The organism is Bartonella sp. bp_1, from assembly GCF_055808085.1.
In genome coordinates, this window is record NZ_CM147851.1 from 2,267,870 (window position 1) to 2,280,307 (window position 12,438).

Annotated in this window: 15 protein-coding genes; 10 read left to right on the top strand and 5 right to left on the bottom strand. The window is 45.1% G+C overall.

The genetic code is table 11. The annotated features are described in order from the left end of the window. Positions 1-237 precede the first annotated feature (237 nt). The 4 genes from infC to ACYZ97_RS11345 all read left to right on the top strand — a co-directional run bounded on the left by infC (position 238) and on the right by ACYZ97_RS11345 (position 2,851). A complete protein-coding gene (gene infC, locus ACYZ97_RS11330; protein WP_473300699.1) occupies positions 238-774 on the top strand; it encodes a translation initiation factor IF-3 in 537 nt (178 codons plus the stop codon). 117 nt (positions 775-891) lie between these two features. After that, the gene (locus ACYZ97_RS11335) at positions 892-1,098 is read left to right on the top strand and encodes a DUF3885 domain-containing protein (protein WP_473298948.1); all 207 of its coding nucleotides are present in this window, start codon (positions 892-894) and stop codon (positions 1,096-1,098) included. Between the two features lie 185 nt (positions 1,099-1,283). Continuing rightward, entirely contained in the window at positions 1,284-1,790 is a 507-nt protein-coding gene (locus ACYZ97_RS11340; RefSeq protein WP_473298950.1) for a hypothetical protein, read from the top strand. 89 nt (positions 1,791-1,879) lie between these two features. Beyond that, positions 1,880-2,851 (top strand): hypothetical protein, encoded by a 972-nt coding sequence (locus ACYZ97_RS11345; protein WP_473298952.1) that lies wholly within the window; start codon positions 1,880-1,882, stop codon positions 2,849-2,851. Between the two features lie 169 nt (positions 2,852-3,020). Here ACYZ97_RS11345 and ACYZ97_RS11350 read toward each other — a convergent pair whose 3' ends face one another. Genes ACYZ97_RS11350 through lepA form a run of 3 tightly spaced genes read right to left on the bottom strand, consistent with a single transcriptional unit; the run spans position 3,021 to position 5,426 of the window. Continuing rightward, complete coding sequence (locus ACYZ97_RS11350; RefSeq protein WP_473298954.1) at positions 3,021-3,194, bottom strand: hypothetical protein; 174 nt, start codon at positions 3,192-3,194, stop codon at positions 3,021-3,023. Positions 3,195-3,198: 4 nt separating this feature from the next. Further along, positions 3,199-3,621: a lysozyme inhibitor LprI family protein gene (locus ACYZ97_RS11355; protein WP_473298956.1), complete on the bottom strand. Its 423-nt coding sequence runs from the start codon at positions 3,619-3,621 to the stop codon at positions 3,199-3,201. Next, positions 3,621-5,426: a translation elongation factor 4 gene (gene lepA / locus ACYZ97_RS11360; protein WP_473298958.1), complete on the bottom strand. Its 1,806-nt coding sequence runs from the start codon at positions 5,424-5,426 to the stop codon at positions 3,621-3,623. The genes ACYZ97_RS11355 and lepA overlap by 1 nt, the downstream gene beginning before the upstream one ends. Positions 5,427-5,552: 126 nt before the next feature. On the opposite strand from lepA, the gene ACYZ97_RS11365 reads away from it, so the two are divergent. The 3 genes from ACYZ97_RS11365 to ACYZ97_RS11375 all read left to right on the top strand — a co-directional run bounded on the left by ACYZ97_RS11365 (position 5,553) and on the right by ACYZ97_RS11375 (position 8,552). Beyond that, a complete protein-coding gene (locus tag ACYZ97_RS11365) occupies positions 5,553-6,164 on the top strand; it encodes a GntR family transcriptional regulator (protein WP_473298960.1) in 612 nt (203 codons plus the stop codon). 214 nt (positions 6,165-6,378) lie between these two features. After that, on the top strand, positions 6,379-7,341 hold the full coding sequence (gene bioB, locus ACYZ97_RS11370; RefSeq protein ID WP_473298962.1) for a biotin synthase BioB: 963 nt from the start codon (positions 6,379-6,381) through the stop codon (positions 7,339-7,341). After that, positions 7,338-8,552, top strand: coding sequence for a porin (locus ACYZ97_RS11375; protein WP_473298963.1), 1,215 nt, complete (start codon positions 7,338-7,340; stop codon positions 8,550-8,552). The genes bioB and ACYZ97_RS11375 overlap by 4 nt, the downstream gene beginning before the upstream one ends. A 9-nt stretch (positions 8,553-8,561) precedes the next feature. On the opposite strand, the gene ACYZ97_RS11380 is transcribed toward ACYZ97_RS11375, so the two are convergent. Next, positions 8,562-9,200: a hypothetical protein gene (locus ACYZ97_RS11380; protein ID WP_473298965.1), complete on the bottom strand. Its 639-nt coding sequence runs from the start codon at positions 9,198-9,200 to the stop codon at positions 8,562-8,564. Between the two features lie 69 nt (positions 9,201-9,269). On the opposite strand from ACYZ97_RS11380, the gene ACYZ97_RS11385 reads away from it, so the two are divergent. The 3 genes from ACYZ97_RS11385 to ACYZ97_RS11395 all read left to right on the top strand — a co-directional run bounded on the left by ACYZ97_RS11385 (position 9,270) and on the right by ACYZ97_RS11395 (position 11,290). Continuing rightward, entirely contained in the window at positions 9,270-9,659 is a 390-nt protein-coding gene (locus ACYZ97_RS11385) for a hypothetical protein (protein WP_473298967.1), read from the top strand. 97 nt (positions 9,660-9,756) lie between these two features. Next, positions 9,757-10,767 (top strand): complex I NDUFA9 subunit family protein, encoded by a 1,011-nt coding sequence (locus tag ACYZ97_RS11390; protein WP_473298969.1) that lies wholly within the window; start codon positions 9,757-9,759, stop codon positions 10,765-10,767. A gap of 241 nt (positions 10,768-11,008) precedes the next feature. Further along, positions 11,009-11,290 carry a hypothetical protein gene (locus ACYZ97_RS11395; protein ID WP_473298970.1) on the top strand — a complete coding sequence of 94 codons (282 nt, stop codon included), beginning with the start codon at positions 11,009-11,011 and terminating at the stop codon, positions 11,288-11,290. A 234-nt stretch (positions 11,291-11,524) separates the two neighbouring features. Here the strand turns inward: ACYZ97_RS11395 and ACYZ97_RS11400 are convergent, their stop codons facing one another. Further along, positions 11,525-12,421 carry a hypothetical protein gene (locus ACYZ97_RS11400; RefSeq protein WP_473298972.1) on the bottom strand — a complete coding sequence of 299 codons (897 nt, stop codon included), beginning with the start codon at positions 12,419-12,421 and terminating at the stop codon, positions 11,525-11,527. Positions 12,422-12,438: the final 17 nt, after the last annotated feature.

Consider the following 12,438-nt stretch of genomic DNA (forward strand, 5'->3'; position numbering starts at 1 on the left):
TGGTTTTGTTATAGCGATATTCGGTTATGAAGGCAAAGCGTACCATTCATTATTATTCTAGGTGTCAATATATTGTATAACATCCTATAAAAACATGATTGAACGCTATGTATTTCATAGATGAACCATGCTATTGACAAGGCCTGTCAGATTGATACATGGACTGGCAGAGCCTGATGTTTTTTACGCTTTGTAGAATTCGTTCAAAAATTTTAACAATTTGAGGAGAATACGACCATTCGCCGTCCGTTTAAAGCCGCACCCGTCGTTAAAGACGGGCCCCGTTCCAATGAAGATATTCGTGTTCCAAATGTCCAACTGATTGATGACGAAGGACATAATCACGGAATTATTTCCACCGTAGAAGCGATGGCTATGGCTGCCGATGCCGGTCTTGATCTTGTCGAGATTGTGCCCAATGCCGAACCGCCGGTCTGCAAGATTATTGATCTGGGTAAGTTGAAATACCAGAATCAGAAGAAAGCCTCCGAAGCGCGTAAGAAGCAGAAGGTCGTCGAGATCAAGGAAATCAAGATGCGCCCGAATATCGACATCCATGATTATGGTGTGAAGATGAAGGCTGTTGCGCGTTTTCTGGAAGACGGTGACAAGGTCAAGCTGACATTGCGGTTCCGTGGTCGTGAAATGGCACATATGGAACTGGGCATGAAACTTTTGCAGCGTGTCAAGGATGATACAGTCGAGATTGCCAAAGTTGAGGCCGAGCCCAAGCTTGAAGGCCGTCAGATGATGATGGTTATTGCACCGAAATAGGTGTATGCATGACAAATAAAAAGCACTGCCGATCAGATGATCGTGCAGTGCTTTTTATTATATAGATATCGAGTCTAAACGATAGATTTTCAGATGACAGATAATGCTTACAAATGAATGCTTGAAACGATGGGGCTTGAAGAAATTCCTTATGCGTTTTTCTATTATTTTGATGAGAAACGTCGATTGCTTGTTCATGCCTATGATGATCGTGGCATGGATATGGTGGCGATGAATAAAGATGTTTTACGGCCGCTTTATCAAGATTATAATGCCTGGTTACTTGATTATGACCGGCAAAAAATAAATTCTGTTTTCATGTAAATGCTTTTATTTTTTAAAATAGTGCGTTTAAAAAAGTACATTATGATTTTAACCGTTTATTGAAAGACGGTTACATATTATAATTTCTTAAACCGAACATTCAGACCTATAACAGGCATAGTGTTGAAGATAGGAAGCAAGTGCGTATCTTTATTATTTTTTTGTTATTCTTTCTATCAGCGAGCATGGGTAATGCCGTTGATAAAAGCTATCACAAAGTTGCCGGTGCGCCGGTTTTTTTGATCCTTCCTGCAGGCTATGAACCAGCAGATGGCTTTGACGGTTTTTTTAATCTTCAAACCTCAGGTGCGATTACGGCAGTTAAATTGCCTGACAATCTTGGTGTTGGGGGTAAGGCATTATTGACGAATGCAGAGCGCTTTAAAGAAATCATGTCCCAGAAAAATTTTCGGGTATTGGCGCATTATGACATCAAGACCGATCAGGGTTATGATATGCGCATCTATTATGGCAAGCAAACAGGTGATGATCTTATTTATGATAAATGGGCGGGCGTATCATTTAATGAGAAGGGTGGTTTTGTAGTCACCGTTCAGGCCATGGAAGGTAAGGGCTTGCCGGAAAAAATTATCATGGCCTTATTCAAGACGGCCCAGTTCAAGCAGGACAATAGCGACCATGGCAAATTGCCGATAGACCATACAATGGATACATTTCAGCGTACAGAATAGCCAATCGGGGTGGTTTATTGTTTTACATATATGGCCAATATAGCCTATTTTAATAATCCTGATGTGCCATAAAAACGGGAAGAATTTCTATGATAAAAAAATTTGGTTTGGTTTTTTTAGGCCTGTTTTTAGGTTTGGTCAGTTTGACATATGCTGATGTTTTTCAAAAAGTACCGGGTTTAGGAATCTACCTATCGGTGCCGAAAGGTTATGAATTGAGCCCTGATTTTTCAGGATTCATGAATGAAGAGACCGGTGGTTCTATCGTGATTGTGCAATTTCCACCAGAATCAAAATCACAAATTCAGTCTGTCTTCATGGATGAAAATCGTATGAAAGCTGAAATGCAAAAACAGCGATTTACGATTGATAAATTTGATGACATCAAAACAGATCAGGGTGTGGCGATACGGGTTTATGCTGGTAGCCAACAGGGAAATGGTTTGGAATATGATAAATGGGTAGGGATTTCCTTTACTGAAACCGGTGTTTTTTTAATGACAGTCCAGTCACCTGAGGGGAGTGGACTAAGTACTGAAAATGTTATGAAGATATTTAAATCGGCAAAATTCAGTGGCGAGATAAGCGCTGAAGAAAAGATAGCAACCTTGCCATTCTCGTTTGAGGTTGCTGCGCCTTTTGTGTTTTATGATTCGATGATGGGGAACACGGCCATTTTGCGTCCCGCGGATGATCCTGAGCTTGGTGAGGATAAGCCTGCAATTATGATCATGCAGGATATCAATTCTTGGGAAGGCAAAACGGCAGAAACAGCTGAAAAAGAGTTTCTAGCTTCGATTTCCAAAAGTTTTCATATACGTGAGACGATTGAACAGAAGCCGATAGACTTTGCCGGTTATTCAGGGCGATATCTACGTGTTGTTGGTGAAACAGATAAAGGTACACTGCAGGATTTTATTCTTTATAGTGCTATGAATAAAGAAGGCCGTCCTATTTATTTAACCGCTAAAGCCGCTAAGGGCGAGATAACGCCCTATCTTGACGCCATTGAAAAGATAGCTGCATCGGTTAAATTTCGCAGTATCAATAATCATCAATAGGACAACGCTAAGAAATTTTAGATTATTGCGGCTTCATTCGACTTTATAAAGTCATAGAATTCGCAATTCTTGCCCTTGAAAGCGACCCATGTGCGCTGCTCGATAAGGAGCAATCTTCTTGATTCTTGTGCCGCCGGCTTTTGTCCTGAAGCTGCGTGTATAACCCGTTTCAGGCAATATTGAGCTGCTTGTCGGAACGCTGCATAAAATCGGTGGCGCACTTGCCCTGCACTTCAATTGTGCCATCGGCATGTTTTGCAAAACAGGCATCATCTTGTGGATTGGCCAGCGTTATATTTAATCTAGCCAAAAGACCGAAGATGGTAAAAAGCATCAATCGCATATAATTACATGCCTTTGCAGGGCGCCAAATCAACGACACAATAGGATTTGAGATCATTGATCCGGTGATCGACAATATCGGCGCGACACATATAATAATATAAGGCTTGTCCACTGCGTTTATAAAAATCACCTTGGAAAGGCAGGCAGGAATGATCGCGATAGTCAAGCCAGATACGTTGCTCTTCAAGAAGCTGCTGCCTGGCCTGTTTGCTGATTTTATCGTTGCGCGCAAATTGCCGGTTGATGATTTTCCATACCCGATTGAGTTCGCTATCAAGTCTTTCGAGATAGTCTATGCCGCAATTCTGCCATTCTGCATAGTTGCCGGAAGAGTATTTATCAATACAGGCATCATATTGGTTGTCAGCCAGCGCCGAGAATGTGCCCAGCATGAAGAGGCTGATAGTAAGCGCGAACTTGTGCATTAGTCATCCATTTTCAGTGCGTGGATAAAGGCCTCCTGTGGGATTTCCACCTTGCCGAACTGGCGCATACGCTTTTTGCCTTCTTTTTGCTTCTCAAGCAGTTTGCGCTTACGTGTCGCATCACCGCCATAACATTTGGCGGTTACGTCCTTACGCAGGGCGCGAATGGTTTCGCGGGCAATGATCTTACCGCCAATGGCAGCCTGAATCGGAATCTGGAACATGTGCTGGGGAATCAGATCTTTGAGCTTTTCGCACATAGAGCGACCGCGTTTTTCTGCTGCTGTTCGGTGGACGAGAACTGAAAGTGCATCTACCGGCTCACCATTGACGAGGATCGACATTTTCACAAGATCGCCCTCGCGATAATCGGTAATCTGGTAATCGAAAGACGCATAGCCTTTGGAAATTGACTTTAGACGGTCATAGAAGTCGAAGACAACTTCGTTCAAGGGTAGATCATAGGTGACCATAGCGCGGGTGCCGATATAGGAAAGATCGACTTGAATGCCGCGACGCTCCTGACAGAGCTTTAAAATATTGCCGAGATATTCATCCGGCGTCATGATAGAAGCGCGAATCCATGGTTCTTCAATTGAAGTGATCTTGACGATATCGGGCATATCGGCAGGATTATGTAGCTCAACTACAGAGCCATCCATCATGTTCATGCGATAGACAACAGAGGGTGCCGTGGCGATAAGGTCGAGATTGAATTCGCGTTCCAGACGTTCCTGAATGATTTCAAGATGGAGGAGTCCGAGAAAGCCGCAACGGAATCCGAAGCCCAAAGCGGCAGATGTTTCCATTTCGAATGAGAAACTGGCATCATTCAAACGCAGTTTGCCCATAGCAGCACGCAAGTCTTCAAAATCGGCGGCATCTACGGGAAAAAGACCACAGAACACAACTGGCTGTGCTGGTTTGAAACCGGGTAATGCGGCATCACAGGGACGGCGTTCTTCGGTAATTGTATCGCCGACGCGTGTATCGGCAACTTCCTTGATCGAGGCAGTGATAAAACCGAGTTCGCCCGGACCCAGTTCATCCACTTGTATCATTTTCGGCGTAAAAACACCGGTACGTTCGACCGGATATTTGGCACCGGTTCCCATCATGCGGATGGTCTGGCCCTTTTTCAAGACACCGTCAATCACACGTACCAATACGATAACGCCGAGATAGGCATCATACCAGCTATCGACCAGCATGGCTTTGAGGGGTTTGGCAATATCGCCTTCTTTGGGCGGCGGCAATTTCTCGACAATTGCTTCCAATACCAGATCGACACCGAGGCCGGTCTTGGCAGAAATTTCGACAGCATCCGATGCATCAATGCCAATGACTTCTTCAATCTGTTCCTTGACACGGGGCACATCGGCTGCAGGCAAATCGACTTTGTTCAAGACGACGACAATTTCATGATTATTGTCGATAGCCTGATAGACATTGGCCAAGGTTTGCGCCTCAACACCTTGAGATGCATCAACGACAAGCAGTGAACCTTCGCAAGCCGAGAGCGAGCGTGAAACTTCATAGGCAAAATCGACATGTCCGGGTGTATCAATCAAATTCAACACATAGGTTTCGCCATTTTTGGCCTTATAGTGCAATCGCACTGTTTGCGCTTTAATGGTGATGCCGCGCTCGCGCTCGATATCCATCGAATCGAGGACCTGATCCTTCATTTCACGTGTATCAAGCCCGCCGGTCATTTGGATGAGTCGGTCGGCCAAAGTGGATTTGCCGTGGTCGATATGGGCCACGATGGAAAAATTGCGAATATGGTCGAGCTTTGTTGTCATGACAGCCCTTTATCAGCAAGCGGGCAAAAGAAAAAGCATAATTGTTTCTTCAAGGCATGCTTTTATCATTTTTATGGCTATATTACGGGTTGCCTGATCTTAAATTTATATATTATCTATAAATCTATGACAGATACACGTGACACCATTGCCGATACAATTGCCAAAGCATTGGCAGAACGCATTATCCGCGGCCATATTGCCCCCGGTGAAAAGCTGCGCCAAGACCATATTGCCGAAGAATTTAAAACCAGCCATGTACCGGTGCGCGAGGCGTTCCGGCGTTTGGAAGCACAGGGGCTTGCGTTGGGCGAACCGCGCCGCGGGGTGCGGGTATCTTCTTTTTCACGAGCCGAGATGAAAGAAGTGGCTGAAATGCGGGCTGCACTGGAATCATTGGCTTTGCGTCATGCCGCCCCCAATATCACACCGGCTATTTTGCGCGAGGCTGAAAAATGGACGCAGCAAAGTGAGGCCGCTGTCGATGCCGAAGCATGGGAATATGCCAACTGGCAGTTTCACCGCACAATTCTGGAGCCTTGCCATATGCCTCGTCTGTTACAGACAATCGAGGATCTGCACAGTGCCAGCGCCCGTTTTCTTTTTTCCGGTTGGCGGGCAGAGTGGGAAGCACCGACCGATCGTGATCATCGGGCGGTATTGGAAGCCTTGCGCAAGGACCATAGTGATTTAGCCGCGTCAATTTTGGCCCGCCATGTGCAATGGAATCGTCACTGACGCGACATCATTATAAAATTATCTATAAAATATCAGAAAAAAATATAAATATGTAATATATTATATTTTAATGTTTTTTTTGATTATTTTGTTTTTATTTAGCTTTTTACTCGCTCTTCCTAAGCTGTCAGATTGTTTTCTCTTGTCTTTTTTAGTTAGTTATGGATTCTATTATCAATAATTATATAAAATTATAGATAAATTGAGGAAAGACATGTCGGATTTATCATTGCGTTATGATTGGACAATCGAAGAGATCGAGGAAATCTACGGGTTGCCGTTGCTTGAGCTGATTGCGCAAGCCAATTTCGTCCATCGCCATTATCATCGTGATGAAGAAATTCAGAAAGCCAGCCTGTTGTCGATTAAGACCGGTGGTTGTCCGGAAAATTGTGCCTATTGCTCTCAATCTGCCCATCATAGCGAGGTGGACTTGACGCGTGACAAGCTGACAGATCCTGAGAAAGTTATCGATATAGCCCGTCAGGCAAAGGCGGCCGGTGCCAGCCGTCTGTGTATGGGGGCGGCATGGCGTCAGGTCAAGGATGGCAGAGAATTCGATGCGGTGATCGAAATGGTCAAGGGTGTGCGGGCGCAAGGGATGGAAGCCTGTGTCACATTGGGTATGATGAAGCCGCATCAGGCTAAACGACTGAAAGAGGCGGGTTTGACAGCCTATAACCATAATCTTGATACGAGCCCGGAATTTTACGATCGTATCATCACCACGCGCCAGTATAGCGACCGTCTGGAAACACTTAAAGTCGTGCGTGATGAAGGAATTGAAATCTGTTGCGGCGGCATTATCGGTCTGGGTGAATCGATCCGCGATCGCGCATCCATGCTGCAGGTCCTGGCCACGATGGACCCGCATCCCGAAAGCGTGCCGATCAATGCGCTGGTTGCCGTACCCGGAACGCCGCTTGCCCATCGCAAACCCGTCGATGCGCTTGAACATATACGTATGATTGCTACGACGCGCATTGTCATGCCCGAATCGACGGTCAGATTGTCGGCAGGCCGCTCATTGCTTAATCGCGAGGCCCAGATTTTATGTTTTCTGGCGGGTGCCAATTCGCTTTTTTATGGTGATACATTGTTGACGACCCCCAATAGGGAAACCCATGATGATATCGAGCTTATGCAGTCTCTGGCGCCATTAAGTTTGTCACTATGAAGCACTATTGGGCCATTATAGCCGTATGGACGATGATGAGTTTTGCCCTGATTGGCGGCTCTGCTGCGGGGCAGCCGCTTACAGTTTCAAGTGCGGATGACGGCGATGACCGGTTAGAGTCCTGTCTCGCCTATGGGGCGGGATATTTCCGTATTCCCGGCAGTGATAATTGTATGAAAATCGGTGGTTACATGCGGATGTCAATCGGGGCAGGCGATCAGGTCTATGCCCAGAGGCAGGATCAAAAACGCTTGAAAACCTATGATACGCTGACCCGTGCCGATCTGCAGTTTACCCTGCGCAATACATCCGAGATCAGCGATATCGTGACGCATATGACCTTCCGTTCGCAGCGCCTTTATGTCCATGATGTGATCAATAACAGTCTTCGCTATGGCTATATCCGTATTGGCGGTCTTGAGGTGGGTACGGGGGATTCCGATTTCTGGCGTTGGAGCGGTTATATCGGCAAGGTCTATTATGATGATATGCGTAATCCCGCCATGTATAAACAGACCAATTATATACGTTACATTCATGATCTCAGTGACCGTTTTTCGTTATTGCTGGCGCTGGAACAGGGAAAACATATGCAGGCCTATGATGTTGCCTATGCGTTTTCGGACAACCGTTTGGCCTCTTCACCCAATAGGGCTGATATAAAGCGGGTCAGAACGGCCAGCCAGATCAATTCATGGCGGCCCAATATGGTGGGCGGTTTCAAATGGCAGCAACAGAAAGGCGAGTTGAGCGGCGTTATTGCGTTTGATTCGGTGATTGAGGGATGGTCTTTCAAAGTCCGCTATAACCGGACGTTAGGCGACAAATTGTCATTATTTACCATAGCAGCATGGAAAACGGCGGATGATTATTATGCGTTTGACAGGATCAATGATTATGGCAAAAAGCTTTATTACCGTCTGGCACGTAGTCAATATGGCGACTGGGGCGGGAACTGGGCCTTATGGGGCGGTGGCGAGATCAAACTCAATGAGCGTCTTTCATTGACCAGCCAGCTCAATGTCGATGAGGACAAGACATTGGCAGCATCATTTGATGCTTTTTACCGCCCCCATCCTGATTTTCTCATTAATCCTCAATTGTCGCTGGTCCAGTGGAATGGCGACAAGAAGTGGGATGAAAACAGCCGTCTCTCATTGCAAGGAGAGACGGCGATACAATGGGTTGTGCGTATCCAGAAAAGCTTTTGATGGTAATCTTCAATAAGAAGAGAGGTCATTTGCCATCGAACATTTATTGTCTTTCTCCGCGCGGATGTTTTTCAATTCATCGCGTGTATAGGGCGTATCTTCTTTCACGACCCGGGCATAAACCTGCTCGTTTTGCGTTTGATTGCGTATTGACGTCGTCTGGCCGTTTTTATCGGTTTGCTCAAATTCGGCCAGTATGGCCCTGGCATTATTGGCATCATTATCGTTTATTTCAGCGCTGAGCAACGTATTGCCGTGTTCGACAGCATCGGAGAGCGCCTGTGCATCATTTTCGTCAACGCCGGCTTTTTTCATGGTTTCACCCATATTGCCGACGAGAGAGCCAAAGAGCGTCCCGATGATTGCTCCTCCGCCTATGGCCGCGACCATGCCTAATATTGTAATACCGGCAAAGGACGGAATCATCAGTGCCGCCACGCCGCCCAGAATACCCAAGACCAGACCGGTTGCCGCCCCTTTGGTCATACCGCGTGTTTTATCATGTTGTGATAGATGGCGGGAGACCTCCTTGATATTGGATTGTGTAATCATGGATATGTTGTTCTTGTTAAACCCGTTGGCAACCAATGCATCAAAAGCGCGTTCGGCTTCGCTGCGTTGGTTGAAAAGTGCGTTGACGATTTGCATGGCTTTTCCTTTCCTGCATTATTTGTATAATAAGGTATGAAAGGCGTGTTTGTTCCGACAGGCTGAGATATGACAGGCAAAAAAGACGATAGTGAAAGCTTTAAAGAAGTTCATCTGCAACCTTGGGGCAAGGCTATAGAGCAGACGGATAGAGATTATTGCGAAGATAATTTTAATGAAATAAGACGCAATGTCATATGGAAAACGATGATGGCAATCCCAAGTGGTGGTCTTGGCAGTATTCTCCTGTTTTTTATTGAATATTCAACGGCACGCTGGGTTCTGTTTCATATTATTTATATTTTCGGTGGCGGTTTTGTGCTTGGAGTGCTGATTGACTTTTTGATTTCCAATCATATTGCCTATCTGATTGGCTATATCATTGTCCTTCTTTCGCTTGTTCCGCTTTGGGGAAGGCATAAAGCAGGTATTAAAAGCGACAAATTGTCTGATCAATAATCATTGACTTTGATCTGAAACGCTTGCCTTTACGCTAAAAAAAGTTAAACCATGAGATATATTTCGACGTAAATCCATTTCCTGTCAGGAGTTAGTCATGCAACTTAGCACCGATCTTTATCAACACCCCAAACTGGTAACGGTTTTCGGCGGATCTGGATTTGTCGGCCGCCATGTTGTGGAAGCTTTGACAAAGCGTGGGTTTCGGGTGCGTATTGCAATTCGCCGTCCGGAACAGGCCTATTATATGTTACAGATCGGCGAGGTCGGTCAGACACAAATGTTAAAAACCAATGTGCGCAACCGTGAATCGGTGGCACGGGCATTGATAGATGCCGATGCGGTGGTTTATCTTCCTGGTACATTGATTGGCAATGGTAAGAATACATTCGAGAATGTTCATGTTGTTGGCGCCAGAAATGTTGCTGAACTGGCAAAAAGTGCAGGCCTGCCGCTGATCCATATGTCATCGCTTCATGCCAATGCACAATCTTCGGTTGCTTATATGAAGACCAAGGCCGAAGGCGAAAAAGCGGTCATGGCCGCTCATAAGGATGCTATTATTATGCGTCCTTCGATTATTTTCGGTCCTGAAGACGGTTTCTTTAATAAATTTGCTGATATGGCGCGTATGTCATGGTTCCTGCCGATGTTCGGTGGTGGAAAGACAAAGCTGCAGCCCGTCTATGTCGGTGATGTGGCTGAATTTATTGTTCGTGCTGTTGAAGGCAAGATTGCTATTGGCAAGGTCTATGAGCTGGGCGGCAGCGAGGTCATTACTTTCCGTCATGCTATGGAAGAAATGCTGAAAACTATCCAACGTGAAAAAGCTTTGTGCTCGATGCCTTTTGCATTGGGTGCTTTTATGGGTAGTATTTTTGGTCTGTTGGGCAAATTGCCGCTTGTGCCGACTATGACGACGGCCGGTCAGGTCAATATGCTGCGTTATGATAGTGTTGTGTCGGTCGACGCCGAAGCTGAAGGACGCACATTGAGCGGTGTCGGTATCAAGCCGCAGGCTATGGAAGCGGTTCTGCCTTCTTATTTGTGGCGCTATCGTCCACATGGCCAGTTTGCCAAAAATGTGACCCCGGATTGGAGCCGTTAATTCTATTACTTAACTATTTTGGGTGATGATTATGCGGTGTCGATTCTGATTGGCCAAAGTTCTTGCCTTTATATAAAGGCAAGGCTTCGTTTCTGTTGATGCAGATTTATTTTATGCCGCTATAAGATCCAATACTAATAGCCATGATGAAAAATATCGCCAAAATCCTTTGTCACAAAGTTTTCAATACATTTTATTGTAACTCATGATATGAATCGACAGTTCGTTTGAGGATAACACCATGAAAAAACTTCTTTCTGTAATGATTCTATCAGGTTTTGCATTATCAACCGTTGCCTGTACCCAGCAGGAACAAAGTGTTGCCAAATGGGGAGCCGGTGGTGCGGCAGTCGGTGCTTTGGGCGGGGCTGTACTTGGTCAAGGCTCGCGTGCTGTTCTGGCCGGAGCGGCTATCGGTGCTGTTGCTGGTGGTCTTATCGGTTATTCGCGTACAAAAAATGGTGTCCGTTATTGCCATTATCGCAATAGCAGAGGGCAGACATACGAAGCACGATGCCGTTAATTTCTTGATTCATATATTATTACTTTAGGTTGGCGGGATTATAGTCCCGCCATTTTTTGAAAATTCTAGCGTACAGAATTTAAACCTGCAAAAAGCGGTATAACACAAGCCATAATAACAATTGCAGTGATTGTAATGAGTGTCATTTCTTTCTCCATTCAGATGGGTTTATGGTTAAGAAATGCTTAATGGGTAATTTAGTTCCGTATTTAAATTTGAATATACGATAGGACTTTAGCGTTTCCAGTTATAGAATTGCATACACCATAAAGCAAAACACAGGCATGCCGTTGGGATAGCCGGAGCAATTACAATGGTATGAGGTATGCTTTGAATGAGGATGCTTAAATCGGCATAGCCGGATGGCATCGCTTGTATCCAATAACCCAGTATGAGGATCTTGATCAATGCAATTATGCCGAAAAGGGGCAGTGTAACGGTTTTTAAATCAAGTTGTTTATGGCGATAGATGGCACATCCGATAAATAGGGCACTGATGCTGAAAACCAGAAAATCGTGTGTATTATAGACCGCCAATTGTTGCATCGGCTGGTTTTGCGTTATGTCATGACTGTCATATATACTGGCTTTGATGAAATAGAGAGTGAGATTGGCTTGGGTCAGCTGCAAAAGTAATAATGGTAAAAATGCAAGAACCATAAGTGCAATATATATTATGATCAGTTTGCCAATGGTGATGCTACCAAAATCAATAGCAGTGCTGGTTTTTTTGATATCAAAAAGACGCCGGGCCAAAAATCCGATTATGAGGGTCGCGATTAATGACTGGTTGATATAGCTGGTATTAAAAATATTTGATAGAAAAGCATCATCTTTAAAATAATATGCGACAACCATACAGCCAATAGCGATCATAAGCATACCGAAGCCGAGTGCGGATATATGGATTTTTTTGTATATTGCCAATGAAATGGCTGCACACAATCCTATCCACATGCTAGCAGGGCCGCCTAAAACTAGGGCAAGATAACTATAGACCAGTGCAAGGTTGAAAGTATTGATGGGTTCTCTTGTTGTCAGGATAATGCTGGTCACGTTCGGCAATATTATGACTAGAATGCCACCAATCGCAATGAAGAAAAAGGTACCAATAACCCGTAATACTATCATTGGCCCTCTCCTATAAA